A 19905-nucleotide genomic window follows, 5' to 3' on the forward strand; every position below is an offset into this window, starting at 1 on the left:
CGGCTAATGGTGTTCACTTTCAAAACAGTACCAACCTCTCAAGAACCTCAAGTCTCGCGGAGCTAATCGCGTCAATTCGTTTGAAATACACCCACTAATTCTGCGGAAGAGCCCTTTTTTGACGCCCCCTGATGAGTTTGATACCATCAGAGTGTCATCCGCTGGGCTCACCTTTTTATTCTCAACCATCGAAGGTAGCTGTCATGAGCCGTCGCTCTCTCTTTGTGATTGCTATCAGCATCCTGCTGAAGGCTTCGTTTGCGTGCAAGCCGAGCAGTTGCGTCGCCGCTGACCCGCCCCAAGCTGCCGACGTGTTGGTTCAGGCGGCGCTCCAGTCGGAGGTCGACCGAAATCCCCATCAGCGTCTGCAGTTGCTTGCCGAATCGATTCGCACGGCGCCAGAACACGCCGCAAGTCGCTGGCATTCCGGCCACGTGATGACCGAAGAAGGGTGGTTGCCCGTCCAACGCTTCATTCAACAAACCAATGGGCGAGGCGCCGTTGCACGGTACAACCAATTACGAGATTCCATCGCCGGTACCGCAGTGGGCGAAATCACCCTTGCTCGCTTTTGCAACACCAATGGCCTGAACGATCGCGAGCGTTTGCATTGGAACAACGTGCTGCGTTTTGACCGATCCAATCAAGAGGCACGAAAGCATCTGGATCTGCACGAATATCGCGGTCAATTGCTCACACCGGAACAAATCCTGCAGTGGAAAGCCACGCACAAGGAATACAGAGACTCGGTCAATCACTGGGACAACCAACTCAGACAATGGCGCGGCCAGATCGACAACACGTCTCCACGTCACCACGCTTCGGCTTGGCGAGCCTTGTCTGAGGTAACGGACTATCACGCGGTCCCGTCCTTAGAGAAAATGTTCTACCGCACTGACGAGGAACTACAAGAAGTCATCTTGTCCGTACTGGGCAACATCCGCGAACCGATTGCAACGGATGCTCTCGTGCGATTAGCGATTTACAACGAGACACCAGAGGTCAGAGAAGCCGCTGCATTGCAACTCCGCGACCGCTCATGGTACGAGTTCGTGCCAGCAATGATGAATCTGCTGGAAACACCGATCGAATATCAATACACGATGCAACGATCATCTAACAGTGTCAGCAGCTTCATTCAGATCGCCAAAGAGACATCTGCGGCGAAGCTAAGATTTTCCGAAGTTAGACTGGCATCCACCCCGATCCGCTTGCCCAGCAACCGCGGACTGAACCCTGGAGTAGGCGTTATCGGAGCCCAATCTCGTTTGCGGAACGCTCAAGCACAACAGCAGCGAGCCTTGGCTCAGGAAACTTGGCGCCGATGCAGAGAGATTCAAAACACAATCGGCACGATTACAAATCTCAACCGACAACGATTCGTAGTCAATCACCGGATTTATGACACCCTGGAACTCACCACGGGACAGGAAATCGACGCCAAGCCACAAGCTTGGTGGGATTGGTGGAACCATTACAACGAGATCACCTATCTCAATGACAAAGAAGAGAAGACTTATCTTGTCAGCATTGATAGTCGTGTCCCGTTGGAGTGCTTTGTCCCCGGCACGCTCACTTGGACCGACACCGGCAAGCAACCCATCGAGACCATCAAGGTGGGAGACCGTGTACTCTCGCAAGATCCCGTTTCGGGTGAATTGGCTTACCGCCTCGTTACCAAAACCACAATCAGGGAGCCGAGTCCAACTCTGCGAATCCAGGTAGCGGATTCTGAGATCGTTTCAACGCTTGGCCACCCAATGTGGGTCGTGGGTTCCGGATGGAAAATGGCCAAAGAACTTGCCGTCGGCGATCGCCTTCACTCCCTCAACGGCGGCACTGAGATCACAGATATCCGGCAGGGTGATGACTCACAAACACATAACCTCGTGGTCGAAAACACCAGCACGTACTTCGTCGGCAACTCCGCAATTCTGGTCCACGACAGCCAGCCACGTACAGTCAGCCTGCTGCCCCTTCCCGGCTGGAAGACCTCGGCTCGTTGATTTGTTCGCGAACCCATTAACAAAACCGCGAGTTCATCGAAATAAGGTCAATCCGTCTTTTCACTTGGTGGCTTCGATTCAGGGAAACTCCTGGTGCCGCCCGAAGCGGTTAGTGGTCTGGGACAAATTATCTTTGGGGTAGTGGATCTTGTTAAAGATCGTGTAGCGGTGGGATCTTTGGCAAGATCCACTCCGGCAAACCCTAACATCTAGCGGTCTCAGACCACTAGGCGCGGATGATTCATCAGCCGGCTCTCGATCGCGTGGCGGCTGATAGGCGCAGCCTGTTTTCGTGCCAATCCGAGTAAGCCGTTTCGTGCAAACGTATTGCGAAGACCGTAGGGAGTCGCGTGAATAATCCGCGCCTACGATCGCCAGGAGTGTGAACAACCGTATACTCCCCGAAGGGCGGCTTTTCCGATTGACTGATGCAAGCGGTACGACTGTCGCTAGCCCAAGTGTTCAAATGGGCTGCTTGCGTTAACCTTAACGATAAGCAAGACTTGTTATTGACTGAATGAATCGACGTTAAAGTCGATGCAAACACCTCCCGCCAAAGGAAAAACAGATGAAATCGCTCCAAGTTTTTGCTGCATGTGCCGCACTGATGCTCGTCGCCTTCGCTTCGGAAACCGCGACTGCTGGTTGCTGTGCCCCCGAGCCCGCACCATGCTGCACCCCGGCCCCGGTCTGCTGCCCAGCCCCCCCGGTCCCCGTCACTTTCTGCGTCGTCGATCCAGTGACGTGCTGCAAGTACCCCGTGACCGTTTGCGTGCCTGCTGAGTGCGCCGGCCAGATCCCCTGCTACGTGGGTTGCGCCAAGGGTTTCTTGGGTCGCAAAATCCTGACCTACAAATTCGAGTGCTGTGGTCACTGTGTTGACATCGTGATCACCAAGCACGGCCGCGTCATCGTGCGTTAATGCCGCTGAGCGACTCCAGCACATTGACAGACAAAACGATCGGGCTGAGCACTTGGTGCTCAGCCCGTCGTTCGTTTGCGGCATCGTGCTCGACAGGTATTGTTCCTCTGTCTTGAGCACGCCCGTCGTCTATCGCACTGGCGTTGGTCCGTGATCAGTCCTCGACAAGCTGGACCAATGCTGCGTCGAGCAGCATCAATGATGTTTCCAACGACTGCGCAGTGTCGACTTCTTCCGCAGGCGCCTCGGCATCGGGGTGCCTGAAGCGTTGGGCCTTGTCACCGATGGATTGCGGCACCGACTCGATCGCGAAAAGAGATGAGCTATCGAAAACGGATTGAGTGTCCGGATCACGCTCCTGAGACTCAGGTGCATCCGTTGACCGCCAATAGGATGCCGAGTTCGCAATGACACGATCCACCACCGACTTGGGATCGAAAATCACTTGCTCGCTTTCACCTCGGCGACGGCGAATCTCATTGATGACTTCCAGGGCATCCAAAGCAGAGACTCTGCCGTCTCCGGAGACATCGTAATACAGATTGGGAAAATCCGTTGTTTGCAACAACGACTGCAACGTGCCGATGTCACTGGTCGAGTAAACCCGCTGTCTCAATTCGTTGACGATCATCAAAGCGTCCAGTGCCGAGACCATGTTGTCAGCGTTGACGTCGGTCGCCTCCGTCGGGTGCTGCCAAGCTTTGTTCTGCGACAAAAAGATCGAATGATTCAGATGCAACTCGACCTCGTTGGGCGGGACGGTGGTCGCGATGTGAATGTCGAATCCTGTCGGCGCGACATTGCCCGAGAAAGTCGAATCGGTGATCGAAACGACGGAGATGGCAGCTGGCTTGGTCACCCACGCCGCAAACCCACCGCCCCCGACGCCCGTGGCGTAGTTGTTGGTGAAGTTCACGTTTTGCAACGCCCCTGACGCGTTCAAAAACGCGATGCCACCGCCACGCGGTGCTGTGTTGGAATCGACATTCGAATTGATGATCGTTGTGTCCGTCTGATTTGCAAAGACTGCACCGCCAAAGTTGGGGCTCTTGTTGCCTCGGAAATCGACGTTCCGAATGATCATCTGGTTCAGCAATGCAAAGATGGCGCCGCCACCGCTGGGCGCGTCTCCGTTAATCAACTTCATGTCTTGCAACTCGAACAGAATCCCCGATTCAACACCAAAAATTCCGTCTTGAAAGACAAAGATCCGGTGCTTGAAATCTGAATCCAGCGTCAGGTTTTCAGCCCCAAGACCATTGACCCTCAGGGAGTCGGTCACGTCCAACGGAGCGTTCACAAGTTTGATGGTTTCGCCAGACAGTTCGGGCGCAAAGGTAATGACGTCTGCACCCTGTCGGATATTTGCGATGTCGATCGCCTCCCGGAGCGACAGGTCGTTTGGATCCACGGGATGCTGTCGATAAAGTTCGTCGATCGAGTTTCTGACGACGAGCGGTTGCTGTGTATCGAAGGTCCGCTGCTGCTCGGAGGCGCCGCTGTCAATAGTGAGGGTGCCACTGCCCCCATCGACGATCCTTGAGAACCCCTCACCTCTTTGATCGTAGATCAGCGAAACGTCATCCTCGGTACCCAACAGCATGTCGGGTCCCGGACCGATGGCCAGCGTGTTGTCACCGGCATCAATTGCTTTGCTGGTTTGAAACAGTTCACGGATGGGTGTCTTGCCTCCCTGGTTGTTCAGTTCGACGAGCCCGATGTCTTCGATGCCAAAATGCTGGTCGTCGACACGTTTCTGAAGCTGTGCTCGGTAATGAAAAACGTTGTGCCCCAGAGACGAACTCAATGCGAGTCCCGTTCCGAACACGTCATCCTGGAGATCTTTGCCATTGGCAGCACTATAAATCACGGAGTTCGCGACGCGAACGGTCGCATCGTAATCAGTGGCTCCGTTTCGAATGTTGGTTCCCGCGGGGGCCATGTTGTGTGCCATGGTCACGTTGATCAAATCCAGCGTCGATCCGGTTTCGATATCGTACGATGCAAAATGGTCGATGCCACCCGACACGACGGTGGCTTCGTTGCCAACGATCGTTGTGTTCGTCATTACGGCCTGCACTGCCTGCAGGCTGAAACCACCGCCGAAATCTGAGAGGTTGTTTGAGACCGTGGAGGAATCGACGTGCACAATGGCACCTTTGATGAACACTCCACCGCCAGTGTTCGCTTGGTTGTCATGAATCCAACTGTCGCGGATCAGAATCTTCGACTGATTCGAGCTATCAAAATAAATGGCGCCGCCAAAACCGTCATTCTGTGGCGTGCGGACTTCACTTCCTTCTAGTGAAATACCTTCGATCACATACTCCTCGGCTCCGTTCTGATCAGACAGATGTAAGATTCCCAACAGACCATTGTTGTTGCTGCGGAGAATCGTGTTGAAGGAACCGTTTCCACGAATGGTCAATGACTCCGTGATCTCCAATCTGCCATTGAGCAACAGGGGGACTTCCGAGAGCTCAGGGGCAAACTCGATGATGTCTTTTCCCGTTTCGCCGCTGACGCCATCGACAACTTGATTGGAATTGGCCGCCATGATGGCTTCACGCAGTGTCAACTGACCATCGTCAGCCAGATCGTCACTCGCACTCGTAACGGTCAGCACGGCCAGCAGCCGACGTGATTCCAGTGATTCCACCCTCAAGGGACGTCTGATAGTCTTCTTGTAGATCATGATGCTGTGGCAGCGATGGCGGCGGCGCACGTGAGTGCTCTAGATCGCATGCTGAGTGCCTTTGCCCCTAACGGAATGAGAGAGATTCGGAAAAGTCGAATCGATTGCCTGTCCAGTGTCCAGAGTTGACCGGCCAACAGTATGATAGATCCGCACCAGCGGTGCAAACTTGACCCTATTCATCAACGATCCACGCGAGCGATGCTTGCCGCCGCTTGGACCGCCGACGGCAAGCAATCCGACAAAACAATCATGATTTCCCGCAATCCACTTCGTTCTGCTTGTCAATGGTTGGCCGTAGGACTTGTTGTCACTTTGACACCGACATTCGCCCATGCACACGCTGGGCACGAGCATGCCAGCGCATTCGGGCATGCCGCCGGCATCACGAGCGGGATCATGCATCCGTTGCTGGGACTGGATCACTTGATCGCCATGTTGGCGGTCGGGCTTTGGGCGGCTCAGTGTGGCGGCCGCGCGCTGTGGATGGTGCCACTGAGTTTCTTGACGGCCATGGTGGCCGGAGGATGGATGGGAGCACAGGGACTGGCGTTGCCCATGGTCGAAACCGGAATCGCCACTTCGGTACTCGTGCTGGGATTGCTGATCACGTTGTCAGCCCGCCTGCCGTTGACGGCCAGCGTCGTGTTGGTCGCAATGTTCGCAATCTTTCACGGACATGCGCATGGCACCGAGATGTCCCCCGAGATGCCCGGCACAGCCACCGGGCTGGCATACGCGGCAGGCTTTGTGATTGCCACGGCCAGTTTGCTCGGTTTGGGCATCATCGCTCAACGCATCGGCAACCGAATCGCCGTGCGAAAGTCCGATTTGGATTTGATTCGCTACGCCGGTGGTGTTGCGGTCGCATTTGGGTTGTATCTGTTCATCGCCTGATCGCAGACATCAGCGTTCATTCGCCTCGATACGCGTGTGACATTTCTTCACCGATGATGGCCAGACCACGTTGCACGATTTCGTCGGGCATCGTGTAGGTCAGACGCAGGCACTGGTCGCGATGCGGCCAGTCGATGTCGTCCAGTCCGTAAAAGAAATAGTTCCCTGGCACCACCAACACGTCGCGTGCTTTGAGCCGTTGATAAAGTTCACGTGACGTGATCGGCAGATCCTCCATCCACAACCACAGAAAGAAGGCCCCCTCGCTGCGATGCAGCCGATACGGCAATGCGTCATCAAACGACTCATGCGCCCATCGGATCGCCTTGCGTGAACGGTCTTCGTAGAAAGGACGGATCACTTCGCGGCTCAGTCGCAGAATCTCGCCGTTTTCCACCAACGGCCTGATGATGGCTTGCCCGACATTGTTGTTGGCCAAGCCGACGATCGATGTCATGGATGAAACGGCGCGTGCGATCGACTCTTTCGCGATCACGATTCCCGTACGAGTTCCGGGCAGTCCGAGTTTGGACAAGCTGAGCGTCAGGATGATGTTTTCATTCCAAACCGGATGCGCCGGTGTGTAGATCGCACCGGGAAAGGGAGCACCATAGGCGTTGTCGATGATCAACGGGATGTCGTGCCGCTGGGCAAGTTCAGCGAGCCGGTGAATCTCCTCATCGGTCAGCACGTTGCCACTCGGATTGGTCGGACGTGAGACACAGATCGCCGCGATGTCGGGGGTGACGACCAGATTGTCAAAGTCCACGCGGTACTTGAACTCGTGCGATCCGATCATTTCGATCTTGGGTTTGACGGCGCGAAACATGTCGCCGCCGACCGATTGATCGGCGTACCCGATGTACTCGGGCACCAACGGCAACAACACCTTGCGTTGTGTTCCGTCGGGCATTCGCCCCGCGAGCGCATTGAACAGCAGAAAGAAAGCGGTCTGACCACCCGATGTGACCGCAACGTTTTCCGGGCCGATTTCCCACCCGAATTCACGTCGCATCAAGTCCGCGATGGCCGTGCGAAAGCGGGTTCCGCCGGCAGGCGGTTCGTAGTTGCCCAGCACGCGAGCCAGGACGCCGGGTTCGTCACAGAGCGACTGAACGCGCTGTTGCCAAATGGCGTCGATCGCATCGATGTGGGCCGGCTGGCCGCCACCGAGCATGCAAATCTGATCGCCACCGCTTGCCAGCGCGTTGCCCAGATCGTCCATTAACTCACCGATGCCGCTGCCTTGGCAAAGACGACTTCCAAATTCGGAGAACGTCGGAGCTGCGTTTTCTGAATCGTCGGGCATGGTCATTTCCTCTCGCACGGATGCATCATCGTCTGGTTCTCTATGTCGACTTCATCATCAGAACAAATCCCATCAGAACAGATACTCGTGTGTTGGACCACAGTGGGCCGCACCGATCAAGCCGAACAGTTGGTGTCGGAATTGATCTCACGCAAGCTAGCCGCCTGCGTGCAAATCGATGCCCCGATCATCAGTCATTATCAATGGCAAGGTCAACTTCATCGGGACGAAGAAATTCGCCTGACGATCAAAACTTCACGTGATGTCGCCACCACGTTGATGCAGACCCTCCGCGAGCTTCATCCCTATGACCAACCGCAGATCGTGATGGTCCAAAGCACTCATGTGGACGCGGGATACGCGGCATGGGTTCGCGAATCGACGGTTTAGCAGCCTGTTAGACCTTGTGGACCAGCACCACGGCTCGCGCTGCGATGGACAGGCCGCTGCCGATCTCACCGACGCCCTCGCCCGATTTGGCTTTGATGCTGATTTGATCGACCTCGATGCCCAACGTTTCCGCGATCACACTCCGCATCACATCAATGTGCGGCGCCATCTTGGGGGCCTCGGCCAAGATCACACAATCGAGGTTGCCGATCGCGTAGTGCTTGCCGTGCAATCGCGATATGGCTTCACGCAGAAAGTCGACACTGTCGCGGTCCCGGTTGTCTGGATCGGTGTTGGGAAACAGCCGCCCGATGTCTTGCTCGCATACCGAACCCAAAATCGCATCCGTGATCGCGTGCAACAAGACGTCCGCGTCGCTGTGACCGATCGCGTGAACGTCGCCCGGGATGTCGACGCCGCCGACTCGGACCGGCCCTCCTCGGCCCAAGCGGTGCGAATCATAGCCGAGCCCGATGCGAATGGGCGGAGACGTCTTGCTGGGTGAATTCATGGTTGATTCCGTGTCAAAATCGTGACTGGGGGACTCGTCGGGGCCGTCATGTACCAAAAAGCCTCGATCGCGCTACAATACACCACGCCGCCCGTTCCTCCGAGCCGACACCGTTCATGCCGATCATCGACGTCCAGCAACTGACCAAGTCCTACCGAGTCTACAAAAAACGCGAAGGTTTGGGAGAAAGTATTCGAGGATTGTTCCACCGCGAATACAGCGAGGTGGACGCCGTTCGAGGAATCGACTTGCAAGTCGAGGCAGGAGAATTCGTCGCTTTCCTCGGCCCCAACGGCGCGGGCAAGACGACCACGCTGAAATTGCTCAGCGGCGTCATCAACCCGACCAGCGGCTCGGCGACCGTGATGGGGTTCGTCCCCTGGCAACGCAAAAACGAGTATCGACGTCGATTCGCCCTCGTGATGGGACAGAAAAACCAACTCTGGTGGGACTTGCCCGCGCAAGAATCCTATCGGTTGCATCAACAGATCTACGGCATCCCCTCACAGCAGTTCAACGCGACGATGGAGGAGCTGACGGAATTGCTCGATGTCAAACGTCTACTCAGCCAACCCGTCCGCGAACTATCGCTGGGCGAGCGGATGAAGATGGAGTTGATCGCGGCGCTGCTGCACAGCCCAGAGGTCTTGTTCTTGGACGAACCGACCATCGGATTGGACGTGATCGCGCAGCACAACATCCAACAGTTCTTGCGTTACTACCAAGAGAAACGCAAGATCACGATCTTGTTGACCAGCCACTACATGAAAGACGTCGCGGCGTTGTGCAAACGTGTCGTCGTGATCGCTCGTGGAAGGATCGAGTACGATGGTTCACTCTCGGGAATCGTCGACAAATTCTCCAGCCACAAGATCATCACGTTGCAATTGGCCGATGGGCATGAACCCTCTCTAGCGCATTTGGGCGAAATCCTCAGCGAGACATGGCCCAAAGTCCGCGTCCGAGTCCCCCGCGCCGAGGTCCCCCGCGCATTGAGCGAAACCCTGGCGGCGCATCCGATCGAAGACGTCGTGGTGGAAGACCCGCCACTGGAAGACGTGATCGCCGACCTATTCCGAGAAACCGCCGCCAACCCATCGAGCTAAAAGAAATCAGCGAGATCAGCGATCCCCCACAATGGCCCGCACGTCCCGAAGGGGCCGAACATGAAAGCCCAGGGCAGAGCGCAGCGCCGCCCTGGGTAACCGAACAACCGATTACAACCACCTCGCCCTGAAAGGGCCAAACACCGTTCTCAATCCAAAACGTACCGGTCGCCAAACTCAATTTCGCGTCGGGAAAAACGCTGTAACGCCCACTTCGGGGCTTGGGGGTGAATGACGCACAACACCCCAGGGCGACGCTGCGCTCTGCCCTGGGCTATTTTGTCATGTCCCTTTGGGACGAAAATAGTACCCACCGCCTCACGTCCCCCAAGGCTCGGCGACGCGAGTCCTGCAACCGCCAGATGACAGCCGCTCTCACAAATCCAACTCGGTGCCTGGGAACAGCGTTCTCGATGCACTATCGACCGGTTCTCCCGTTCGCATGTTCCACCACTGGCCGGCGCGATCGGGATCGTAGTTGGGGTTGGGGATCGGCATGCGGGCGATGACACTTCGTCGCCAAAGGTCCAGTTTGCGTTTCAAGTCCGCGGCGCGGCCCACCTTTTCCATCACCAGGTTTTTCGTTTCACCCAAGTCATCGGCCAAGTGATAAAGCTCAACATCGCCCGTGCCGTCGAGGTACTCGATCAATTTCCACTCTCGCTCGCGGATGCTGCTGGCCGGTCGATCGTGATGGTAGTGGGGATAGTGCCAATGCAACGCCTCACGATCCAGTCGGGCCGTTGGATCCGACAATAGCGGTCGCAAGCTGAGGCCGTCGATCGGTTGATTGACGGGCAACGATCCGCCTGCCAAGTCAACGAACGTGGGATAGAAATCATAGGTGATCGTCGGCTCACTGCACGTCGATCCCGCCGGCACCATCGGCGGGTACTTGATGATCAACGGCACTCGCACGCCGCCTTCGTGCAACGAACCCTTTTCGCCTTTGAGTGGCGTCTGAGTCGAAACGGTGCGGTCGGCCTCCGGGTTGTAGTCGTATCGCTGATACAAACCGCCGTTGTCCGAAGTGAACAAGATCATCGTCTTGTTCGTCAAACCGTTTGCGTCCACAGCGTGTACGATCCGGCCGACCATGTCGTCCACATGTTCAATCATCGCAGCGTAGATCGGATGCGGCAGATGATCCTCGCCACCCGCCTTCTGGCGATACTTTTCGACTTTCTCACTCATCGCGCCCAACGGAATGTGGACGGCAAAGGGTGAGACGATGGCAAAGAATGGTCGCGACGAGTTTTCTTCGATGAACCGCACCATCAAGTCGGCTTCGAAATCCGTTCGGTACTGACCGGGCTTGGGCTGCAACGACTTGTCCCGCGCCCGGTACTTGCCCTCGTAATGCGGCCCATTGATCTCGGCGTCAAAGTCATAGCCTTGCCTGCCCGGCGTCTGGTCCGCTTCGCCGCCCAAGTGCCACTTGCCAATGTAGCCCGTCGCGTATCCGGACGCTTTGAGTGATTCGGCAACCGTCACCGTGTCAGGCGGCAAGGCCATCGTGGTCAACGGCGTGATCACTCGTTCAAAGGGACGCCAATGTCCGGGGATGTGAGCAGTGATTCCGATGCGTGCTTGATTCTGCCCTGACTGCAACGCGCACCGCGTCGGCGAACAGACAGCGCCGGCGGCATAAAAATCAGTGAAGCGCATGCCTTGTTTGGCAAGCTCGTCGATGTGTGGCGTTTCGACAAACTCGTTGCCGTAGCATCCGATGTCTTTCCAGCCGAGGTCGTCGATGAAGATCACGATGACATTGGGCTTGGGAGCATGGTGTTTAGGAGCATTGGGATTGGCGTCCTGAGCGTCAGCCGACATCGACATCAACGTCAGCAGGCCGATCGTCAGACACCCAAGACAAATGGAAGACAGGTAAGATCGCATGGTGAGTATTCCGGCGGCAGAAACGAGTGGGCCGTAGTGTGTTGTATCGAGATCATCAAGCAGTATCTTACTCGGCAATGTCTATCAGTGTGAGCCGACGGCGCTAGGCGCGGATTATTCATCAGCCGGCACGCGATAGCGTCCGGTTCCCGAGTATAGGTGCAAGAACCGGACGCTATCGCGTGGCGGCTGATATGCGCAGACTGTTTTGCACCAATCCGCGCAGGTCGTTTCGTGCAAACGTGCTGCAAGGACTGTAGTCAGTCGCGTGGCTTCACGCTTACCGGCACGAATCGCAAGCGAGTGAATTCGGTCGGTCAGTCACCACCCAAATGATCAGGTCGACGGTTCCAACCGCCGTTGACGTTCAGCGTTTGCCCAGTGCAAAAGGTATTGCCCGGCGCGGCAAGAAAACACACCGCGCGGGCGACGTCCTGCGGTGTGCCCCAACGTGCCATCAACGATTGTGAGCGGGCACGTTGATTCCAGTACTCACTGGTGGATTGCCCCCAAGCCGTTTGGATCCAACCGGGCGCGACCGTGTTGACGCGGACATGTGGCGACAGTGTTTGCGCGAGACTGTTGGCATAAGCCATCACCGCGGCTTTGACCGGCCCGAACATCTGACCCGCGTCGCCTTCCATTCCCGCGGGTGCTTGATCCCAACCGATGAAGGTCATCGACGGCGGCACATTGCTACCCGAGACCGCAGCGGTTTGCTTCAGCATCCGATCGGCGACCAAACGAGACAGTCCAATCGTGTTGACCAAATCGACTTCCAACAGCAAACGCAACTTGGACTGAAAATCGAGCTCCGCCGACTTGCTGGTCAGCACATCAGCTCCGGCGTTGTTGACCCAAGTCGTGACGTGCCCCAGTTGGTTCCACGCCGCATCGACCAACTGTTCCGCTTGATCGGGATCAGACAAGTCGGCCGACGTCAGAAACACTTCGGTTCCCTGCTGACGCAACATCTCTGCGGTCTGCTCTGCGCCCTCTCGGTTCTTGCGGTAGTGAACCAGGACGCTGCTGGCGCCGCTGTTGGCCGTGCGAACTGCAATCGCTTGACCGATGCCGCTGGACGCGCCGGTGACGACCACTCGTGCGCCGCGGAACTCGCTGCTGTCGGGTTTCTTGCTCACAACGTTTTTGCTCACAACGATTCCCTCATTCCGCTCGGGCGATTGATTTGCGCAGAGTGCCTGGTTTCTCAAAATGGACCACGCCCGTCCCAAAAACCGACCAAATCACACCATGAATAGTGTACATTTGTACATATAATGTGGCGGGAGTGACGACAATGGAGGCGAATTGCGGGCGGTATCGCCCCCGCTAGAGGGCTCGCCCTTGCCGCTGAGCACCCCCGGCAGCTAATCTTCGGTGGAAACAGAATAACCGTAAACCCCGCAGACGAACGACGTTCGGTGGTGGGTCAAACGCTTGCAGGGAAAATAACAACATGTCGGATGCCAAATCGGTCGCCCAAGCTGAAGTCGAAAAACAGGTTGGCGAGTTGCTGCAGTTGGATGCGGAGGTCGATGTTGATGCCGCTGAAACACAAGAGTGGCTTTCATCACTTGAGTATGTGTTGCAGAGCAAGGGCGCTGATCGCGTTCGCTTTCTGATCGAGCAACTACGTGACCGAGCCGCCGAAGAAGGCATTCAGTCGGCCGACGATACACGCACGCCGTACGTCAACACGATCGCCCCTCACGATCAACCGCCCTTTCCCGGCAACCGTGAGTTGGAGCGTCGCATCAAGTCCATCGTACGATGGAACGCGATGGCCATGGTGGTTCGTGCGAACAAGCGAGGCGGCGGAGTAGGCGGACACATCAGCACGTTCGCATCCAGTGCCACGCTTTATGAAATCGCGTTCAACCATTTCTTCAAAGGCCGTGGTGAAGATGGCTACTCGGGCGACACGATTTATTTCCAAGGACACGCATCGCCCGGCATGTACAGTCGCGCTTTCCTAGAAGGCCGACTGTCGGAAGAGCACTTGGAGAATTTTCGACGTGAGTTGGCGCCCGGTGGCGGCTTGAGCAGTTATCCGCACCCATGGTTGATGCCCGGATTCTGGGAGTATCCCACGGTCTCAATGGGCTTGGGACCGATCATGGCGATCTATCAAGCACGCTTCAACGAGTACCTGCGTGACCGCGGCATCAAAGACACCTCGGGCCAAAACGTGTGGGCGTTTCTTGGTGACGGCGAATGCGACGAGCCGGAAACACTTGGCGCGATCGGATTGGCCGCGCGTGAGAAGCTCGACAACCTGATCTTTGTCATCAACTGCAACTTGCAACGGCTCGACGGCCCGGTACGTGGCAACGGCAAGATCATCCAAGAGCTGGAGTCGATCTTCCGTGGTGCCGGCTGGAATGTGATCAAGGTTGTGTGGGGCGACGATTGGGACGCCTTGCTGGCCAACGACACGACCGGACTGCTTGCCAAACGCATGAACGAAGTCGTCGACGGTCAGTACCAAAAGTACACCGGGATGCCGGGCAGCTACATCCGCGAACACTTCTTTGGCAAATATCCCGAACTACTGAAGATGGTGGAAACCTTTAGCGACGAAAAACTGGAAAAGATGCGTCGCGGCGGACACGATCCGGAAAAGGTCTACGCGGCGTACGCCCAAGCGACACAAAACAAGAACGGCAAGCCCACCGTCATCTTGGCCAAGACGGTCAAGGGGTACGGACTTGGCGAGGCAGGGGAAGGACGCAACGTCGCCCACAACCAAAAGAAGATGAACGAAGCCGAGTTGCTGGAGTTCCGCACACGGTTCGGCATTCCGATCAGCGACGAAGACGTCGGCAAAGCACCGTTCTATAAGCCGGCCGAAGGCAGTGCCGAGATCAAGTACATGAAGGAACGACGCGCGGCATTGGGCGGTCCGGTACCGTCACGTCCGACCGAGCACCCGACGATGGAAGTGCCCACGTTGGAGGATTTCGGCAAACTGATCAAGCGATTGGAAGACAAGAGCTGCAGCACGACGTTTGCCGTCGTTCAGACCTTGATCGCCATGTGTCGTGACAAAAAAATCGGCAAGTACATGGTGCCGATCGTCCCAGACGAGTCACGAACGTTCGGCATGGAAGGCATGTTCACCCAGTTCGGCATCTACGCTCACTCGGGACAACTCTACGATCCGGTCGATTCGGGGATCATCCAGAAATACAAGGAAGCCCAGGACGGTCAGATCTTGGAGGAAGGCATCACCGAAGCCGGATCGATGAGTTCCTTCAACGCCGCCGGAACGGCCTACAGCGCCCACGGCGTGAACATGATTCCGTTCTTCATCTACTACAGCATGTTCGGTTTCCAACGCATCGGCGACTTGATCTGGGCGGCCGCCGACATGCGTGCCAAAGGTTTCTTGATCGGTGGCACCGCCGGACGCACAACGCTCAACGGCGAAGGCCTTCAGCACCAAGACGGACACAGCTTGCTCAACGCCATCGCGTTCCCCACCGTGCGAGCTTACGACCCGGCTTTCGCCTACGAAGCCGTCGTGATCATCGCCGAGGGACTCAAGAAGATGTACCAAGAGGGCGAAGAGTGCATTTACTACTTGATGGCGGAAAACGAAGAGTACACGCACCCACCGATGCCTGAGGGATGCGAGGAAGGCATCGTCAAGGGCATGTACAAGTTCCGCTCGAAAACCGTCGATCAACCCAAGGCACACGTCCAACTCTTCGGCAGCGGTGCGATCCTCAACTGCGTGCTCAAGGCACAGGAGATGTTGGCTGAGCAGTACAACATCGGCAGCGATGTTTGGAGCGTGACCAGCTACACGCAACTGCGACGCGAAGCGGGCGATTGCGATCGCTGGAACATGCTGCACCCGACCGAGAAGCCGCGACGAAGCTATTTGGAGCAGCAACTGGAGGGCGTCGAAGGTCCGTTCATTTGTGCGACCGATTACGTTCGCGCCTTGTCCGAACAGCTGACACCTTGGATCCCCGGTGATTACTATTGCCTGGGCACCGACGGAATGGGACGCAGCGAAACACGCGAAGCCCTGCGTCGCCACTTTGAGGTCGACGCCGAGTCGATCGTGATCGCTACGCTGAGCCGTTTGGCCAAGTCGGGCGTGTGCACCGCAGAGGATGTCGCCAAAGCGATCAAGGATTTGAACTTCGATGCGGACAAACCCAATCCGTATTTCGCCTGAACCTGACCACTGACTCACCGATTACTGACAAAAATTTTTATACGCATGGCTACCGAAGTAAAACTGCCCGATCTGGGCGACGGGATTGAATCCGGCGACGTTCTGGAAATCTTTGTCTCCGTGGGAGACACGATTTCAGCCGGACAAGACATCGTGGAAATGGAAACCGACAAGGCAACCGTTCCCGTCCCCTCCGACGTGGGCGGCAAGGTCACCAAGATCCTGGTCGGCGAAGGAGACACGGTCCCCGTCGGTGGCGTGCTGTTGGAAGTCGAAGCGGCCGCAGGAGCTGAATCTTCGGCCCCCGCACCTGCTCCCGAAGAACCCAAAGCCGAAGCGTCTGAACCGGCACCTGAGCCCGAGGCAGCCGAGCCCAAGGCACCAGAACCCAAAGCAGCCGAACCGACACCGGCACCCGCTAAACCGGCCGCCGAAGCCCCCGCGCCGCCCGTCGCCCCGCCGCCTGCTCCCGCGGCACCAGCTCAGCCAGCCGCGCCAGCGCAACCAACCGCGCCAGCACAAGCTTCGCCTGCCACCGCAGACACCTCCGCCAGCAGTGGCGGCGTGATCCCAGCCGGTCCGGCCATCCGTCGCTTCGCCCGCGAAGTCGGCGTGGACTTGAGCCGAGTCCCCGGCAGTGGCGAAGGCGGTCGAATCACCCGAGATGATGTCCTGGCAGTTGTCCGCGCCGCAAACCAATCCTCGCGATCCCAGGCCGCTGCCGCCCAGCCGCCAGCGAGTCCGTCCCAACCGGCATCGACGTCCGCAGGCATGCCCGGCACCTCGGACCGTGACGACTACGGCCCGATCCGAGTCGAGCGGATGGATCGCATGCGCAAGACGATCGCCGCGCAGATGAACAACAGTTGGTCCAGCGTTCCCCGCGTGACCAACTTTGACGACGCCGACATCACCGATTTGGAAACCCTTCGTCAGAGCAGCAAGGAAGAGTATGCGGCCAAGGGCATGAAGCTGACGACGATGCCGTTTCTGATCAAAGCCGTCGCGATGGCCTTGAAAAACCATCCGTCCATGAACGCGTCGATCGACACGGAAAACGAGCAGATCATCTACAAGCACTATGTTAACGTCGGGATCGCAGTCGATACCGAACGTGGGCTGATCGTCCCGGTGATGAAGGACGCCGATCGCATGAGCGTGCCGGACACGACCAAGGCGCTCGCCGAGTTGTCCGGCAAAGTCCGCAACAGCCAGTTTGCCGTCAGCGATTTGCGAGGCGGAACGTTCACGATCAGCAATCTGGGTGCCATCGGCGGCCAGTATTCCACTCCGATCGTCAACGTCCCCGAAGTCGCGATCTTGTTGGTCGGACGCAGCCGCAAGCTGCCCGTCGTGATGCCAGACGACTCGATCCGCCCTCGGCTGATGATGCCTCTGAGCCTGTCCTACGACCACCGCTTGGTCGACGGAGGCACTGCGGCGCGTTTCCTGAACGACATCATCGCCTACCTAGAAGCCCCCAGCCGCCTGCTATTGGCCTTCTGAGGCTGGGGGGGGCTATCAAAGGGTTGGTATCGACACTGCTCAATTCAGCCCGTGTTCTTGTTCCACGTGCCCGAGCCAAAGTGAACCTCAGGCGCTAGCCGTGGGCCGGCACCGCAATCCGCCTCAGCCCCACGGCTAGCGCCTGAGGCTCACTGGATGCACCCTGAGTGCCCCTGCCAAAGTGAGCCTCAGGCGCTAGCCGTGGGCCGGCACCGCAATCCGCCTCAGACCCACGGCTAGCGCCTGAGGCTCATTGAAAGCACACTGAGGATGCGGCGATTCTCTCACCTCGTCGACTCTCCCTGCCCAAAGAATCCGCGCAGCCGGGAATTCTGTCACCGTTGATGGATGCCTGAGCACGTCCGATCGATTATTCTGTTCTACTGAACGTCAGGTCTGCTTACTCTCAGGGTTTGCGGCCGTTCCCCCACAGATCCTCAGATCCACTCGTCTAGTCGCTTGGAGAGCTTTGTTGATGACCAACGCCATTGGTTTGTTCCGTTCCGGTGCTCCTTCTCAATGGCTGCTACGTGCCGCCTTTGTTCTGCTTTCCTTTTGCGTGATCGCTTCGATCGGCTCATCGAGCGTCATCGCACAAGACGGTGACGCCGCCGCCGAATTCGGTGGAGCGGACCCTGCGCCGCCGGCTGCCGACGACGGTGGTGCGCCAGACGCCGGCGGTGCCGGAGGAGGAGGAAACGCTGGCGGCGGGAACGATGCACCGGCCGCCGATGAACAAAACTTGCTGAGCTGGATCATCGAGTCGCTCGGCATCACGTACATGATCGTCTTCTTGATCCTATCGATCACCCTGGTCTCCCTGTTCGTGATGAACATGCTGGCCGCCAGACGAGACACACTTTGCCCCCAAGAGTTGGTCGAGAGCTTTGAAGAAAAACTCAACGAGCAGCAGTACCAGGAAGCCTATGATATGGCACGCACGGACGAGTCGGTTCTCGGCCAAGTCCTCTCGGCCGGACTCGCCAAGCTGAATCGTGGCTACAACAAGGCCATCGAAGGCATGCAGGAAGTCGGCGAAGAAGAAAGCATGAAACTCGAGCACCGCCTGAGTTACATGGCATTGATCGGAAACCTCAGCCCCATGATCGGACTGTTCGGTACCGTTCAAGGGATGATTTCATCGTTCCGCACGATCGCCACCAGCTCGTCGGCCCCCGAGCCGTCCAAGTTGGCCGGTGGTATTTCCACCGCGTTGTTCACGACGCTCGTCGGCTTGGCTGTCGCGATTCCCGCGATCGCGGCCTACAACATTCTGCGAAACCGAGTCAGCCGCTTGTTGCTGGAGGTCGGTGTGACGAGCGAAAACCTGATGAGCCGTTTCGAAGACAACCAACACGCCAGCAACCAACAGCAGTGACATGAAAGTCAAATCAAAGAAACCCGATTTGGCGGAAGGCGACCTGACGCCCATGATCGACATGGTGTTTCAGTTGATCGCCTTCTTCATGGTGTTGATCAACTTTGCCCAAACGGAGTCGGACGACCGCGTCGTCTTGCCCGACAGTCAATTGGTCAAACCGCCCGATGCTCCCTTTGATTTCCCAATCATTCTGCACGTCGCGCAGGATGGCGAAGTCATCCTCAATGGTGACACCTACACCGTAGAAACCCTCAACACAGGTCTGCGTCGGGAACTGGCGGTCATCAGGGCCGAGAACAAGAAAGCTGGCGACGCCAACGTGATCATCCGCGCCCACCAGGACACCGCCGCAGGCAACGTTCAAGAAATCATCCGCGTCGCTCAGGAACTGGAGTTCGTTCAGTTCGCCCTGCGTGCCAAAGAGAACAAGCGATCCACGGGGAACCAAATATGAAAATCCGCCGCGATGTCGAGCAGGAAAAAAGCCAGTTGGACATGACCAGCATGATCGATGTGGTCTTCCTGCTGCTGGTGTTCTTTGTGATGACCTTCAAGATCGTCGAACTCGAAGGCGATTTCAGCATCCACATGCCATTGGCAGGGACTAGCAACTCGGTCTCCGACCCAACCGACCTGCCGTTAAAGGTTCGTCTGCGGGCCGACGCCGACGGAAAACTCGCCTCGATGTCATTGGAGGGAATCGATCTGGGAACCGATTTCACCAAGCTGAGAACCAACGTGATCCAATTGGTCGGCACCGACGGACCCGCCGAAGGTGACGAGGGGCCGGAGATCGAGGTCGACACCGATTACAACCTGCGCTACGCACACGTGATCGAAGCCATCACAGCCGTCAGCGGTTACAAGGACGGAGACCAAGTCGTCAAGTTGGTCGAGAAAATCAAGTTCGCCAAGCCCCGCCGATAACTCGCACCGAGTTATTCCAAGCCATGGCTCCCCTCTCCCCCGAATCCTGGCGAGCCTAAGCGAGCCAGGATTCGGGGGAGAGGGGCTGGGGGTGAGGGGGCAATCCATCCTTTTTCTTTCCGTGCGTTCTACTGCCAATCACAACCAGCATCTCACCCATCCGT

The 19905-nt window shown here is 57.3% G+C and carries 15 protein-coding genes; 10 read left to right on the plus strand and 5 right to left on the minus strand.

Going from position 1 to position 19905, the window contains the following annotated elements:
• Positions 1-203: 203 nt before the first annotated feature.
• On the plus strand, positions 204-2006 hold the full coding sequence (locus Pla52nx_RS02095; protein ID WP_197454216.1) for a polymorphic toxin-type HINT domain-containing protein: 1803 nt from the start codon (positions 204-206) through the stop codon (positions 2004-2006).
• 568 nt (positions 2007-2574) lie between these two features.
• Positions 2575-2928, plus strand: a complete 354-nt coding sequence (locus tag Pla52nx_RS02100; protein WP_146518054.1) for a hypothetical protein — start codon at positions 2575-2577, stop codon at positions 2926-2928.
• A gap of 154 nt (positions 2929-3082) precedes the next feature.
• Here Pla52nx_RS02100 and Pla52nx_RS02105 read toward each other — a convergent pair whose 3' ends face one another.
• On the minus strand, positions 3083-5623 hold the full coding sequence (locus Pla52nx_RS02105) for a dockerin type I domain-containing protein (RefSeq protein ID WP_146518055.1): 2541 nt from the start codon (positions 5621-5623) through the stop codon (positions 3083-3085).
• 201 nt (positions 5624-5824) lie between these two features.
• Between Pla52nx_RS02105 and Pla52nx_RS02110 the strand changes: the two genes are divergently transcribed.
• Positions 5825-6520, plus strand: coding sequence for a HupE/UreJ family protein (locus Pla52nx_RS02110; protein WP_197454217.1), 696 nt, complete (start codon positions 5825-5827; stop codon positions 6518-6520).
• Between the two features lie 16 nt (positions 6521-6536).
• Here the strand turns inward: Pla52nx_RS02110 and Pla52nx_RS02115 are convergent, their stop codons facing one another.
• A complete protein-coding gene (locus tag Pla52nx_RS02115) occupies positions 6537-7829 on the minus strand; it encodes a valine--pyruvate transaminase (protein ID WP_146518056.1) in 1293 nt (430 codons plus the stop codon).
• An 87-nt stretch (positions 7830-7916) separates the two neighbouring features.
• Between Pla52nx_RS02115 and cutA the strand changes: the two genes are divergently transcribed.
• Positions 7917-8219: a divalent-cation tolerance protein CutA gene (cutA, locus tag Pla52nx_RS02120; protein WP_231741647.1), complete on the plus strand. Its 303-nt coding sequence runs from the start codon at positions 7917-7919 to the stop codon at positions 8217-8219.
• Between the two features lie 7 nt (positions 8220-8226).
• Here cutA and ispF read toward each other — a convergent pair whose 3' ends face one another.
• On the minus strand, positions 8227-8730 hold the full coding sequence (ispF, locus tag Pla52nx_RS02125; RefSeq protein ID WP_146518058.1) for a 2-C-methyl-D-erythritol 2,4-cyclodiphosphate synthase: 504 nt from the start codon (positions 8728-8730) through the stop codon (positions 8227-8229).
• 116 nt (positions 8731-8846) lie between these two features.
• Here ispF and Pla52nx_RS02130 point away from each other — a divergent pair, with 116 nt between their 5' ends.
• Complete coding sequence (locus Pla52nx_RS02130; RefSeq protein WP_146518059.1) at positions 8847-9836, plus strand: ABC transporter ATP-binding protein; 990 nt, start codon at positions 8847-8849, stop codon at positions 9834-9836.
• Positions 9837-10211: 375 nt separating this feature from the next.
• Here the strand turns inward: Pla52nx_RS02130 and Pla52nx_RS02135 are convergent, their stop codons facing one another.
• Positions 10212-11735, minus strand: a complete 1524-nt coding sequence (locus tag Pla52nx_RS02135; protein WP_231741648.1) for a sulfatase — start codon at positions 11733-11735, stop codon at positions 10212-10214.
• 317 nt (positions 11736-12052) lie between these two features.
• Positions 12053-12892: an SDR family NAD(P)-dependent oxidoreductase gene (locus tag Pla52nx_RS02140; RefSeq protein WP_231741649.1), complete on the minus strand. Its 840-nt coding sequence runs from the start codon at positions 12890-12892 to the stop codon at positions 12053-12055.
• A 302-nt stretch (positions 12893-13194) separates the two neighbouring features.
• Here Pla52nx_RS02140 and aceE point away from each other — a divergent pair, with 302 nt between their 5' ends.
• The 5 genes from aceE to Pla52nx_RS02165 all read left to right on the plus strand — a co-directional run bounded on the left by aceE (position 13195) and on the right by Pla52nx_RS02165 (position 19741).
• A complete protein-coding gene (aceE, locus tag Pla52nx_RS02145; RefSeq protein WP_146518060.1) occupies positions 13195-15927 on the plus strand; it encodes a pyruvate dehydrogenase (acetyl-transferring), homodimeric type in 2733 nt (910 codons plus the stop codon).
• 45 nt (positions 15928-15972) lie between these two features.
• Positions 15973-17433 carry a 2-oxo acid dehydrogenase subunit E2 gene (locus Pla52nx_RS02150; protein WP_146518061.1) on the plus strand — a complete coding sequence of 487 codons (1461 nt, stop codon included), beginning with the start codon at positions 15973-15975 and terminating at the stop codon, positions 17431-17433.
• Between the two features lie 475 nt (positions 17434-17908).
• Positions 17909-18811: a MotA/TolQ/ExbB proton channel family protein gene (locus Pla52nx_RS02155; protein WP_146518062.1), complete on the plus strand. Its 903-nt coding sequence runs from the start codon at positions 17909-17911 to the stop codon at positions 18809-18811.
• A gap of 1 nt (position 18812) precedes the next feature.
• Entirely contained in the window at positions 18813-19268 is a 456-nt protein-coding gene (locus Pla52nx_RS02160) for an ExbD/TolR family protein (protein WP_146518063.1), read from the plus strand.
• A complete protein-coding gene (locus Pla52nx_RS02165; RefSeq protein ID WP_146518064.1) occupies positions 19265-19741 on the plus strand; it encodes a biopolymer transporter ExbD in 477 nt (158 codons plus the stop codon). Before Pla52nx_RS02160 ends, Pla52nx_RS02165 begins: the two co-directional genes overlap by 4 nt.
• Positions 19742-19905 lie beyond the last annotated feature (164 nt).

Origin of the sequence: Stieleria varia, from assembly GCF_038443385.1 — a bacterium.
In the GTDB taxonomy this organism is placed as follows: domain Bacteria; phylum Planctomycetota; class Planctomycetia; order Pirellulales; family Pirellulaceae; genus Stieleria; species Stieleria varia.

Excerpts from the sequence above, each read along its gene's own strand:
- Pla52nx_RS02095 (WP_197454216.1), top strand. The coding sequence starts at position 204 with ATGAGCCGTCGCTCTCTCTTTGTGATTGCTATCAGCATCCTGCTGAAG.
- Pla52nx_RS02100 (WP_146518054.1), top strand. The coding sequence starts at position 2,575 with ATGAAATCGCTCCAAGTTTTTGCTGCATGTGCCGCACTGATGCTCGTC.
- Pla52nx_RS02105 (WP_146518055.1), bottom strand. The coding sequence starts at position 5,623 with ATGATCTACAAGAAGACTATCAGACGTCCCTTGAGGGTGGAATCACTG.
- Pla52nx_RS02110 (WP_197454217.1), top strand. The coding sequence starts at position 5,825 with ATGCTTGCCGCCGCTTGGACCGCCGACGGCAAGCAATCCGACAAAACA.
- Pla52nx_RS02115 (WP_146518056.1), bottom strand. The coding sequence starts at position 7,829 with ATGCCCGACGATTCAGAAAACGCAGCTCCGACGTTCTCCGAATTTGGA.
- ispF (WP_146518058.1), bottom strand. The coding sequence starts at position 8,730 with ATGAATTCACCCAGCAAGACGTCTCCGCCCATTCGCATCGGGCTCGGC.
- Pla52nx_RS02130 (WP_146518059.1), top strand. The coding sequence starts at position 8,847 with ATGCCGATCATCGACGTCCAGCAACTGACCAAGTCCTACCGAGTCTAC.
- Pla52nx_RS02135 (WP_231741648.1), bottom strand. The coding sequence starts at position 11,735 with ATGCGATCTTACCTGTCTTCCATTTGTCTTGGGTGTCTGACGATCGGC.
- aceE (WP_146518060.1), top strand. The coding sequence starts at position 13,195 with ATGTCGGATGCCAAATCGGTCGCCCAAGCTGAAGTCGAAAAACAGGTT.
- Pla52nx_RS02150 (WP_146518061.1), top strand. The coding sequence starts at position 15,973 with ATGGCTACCGAAGTAAAACTGCCCGATCTGGGCGACGGGATTGAATCC.
- Pla52nx_RS02155 (WP_146518062.1), top strand. The coding sequence starts at position 17,909 with ATGACCAACGCCATTGGTTTGTTCCGTTCCGGTGCTCCTTCTCAATGG.
- Pla52nx_RS02160 (WP_146518063.1), top strand. The coding sequence starts at position 18,813 with ATGAAAGTCAAATCAAAGAAACCCGATTTGGCGGAAGGCGACCTGACG.
- Pla52nx_RS02165 (WP_146518064.1), top strand. The coding sequence starts at position 19,265 with ATGAAAATCCGCCGCGATGTCGAGCAGGAAAAAAGCCAGTTGGACATG.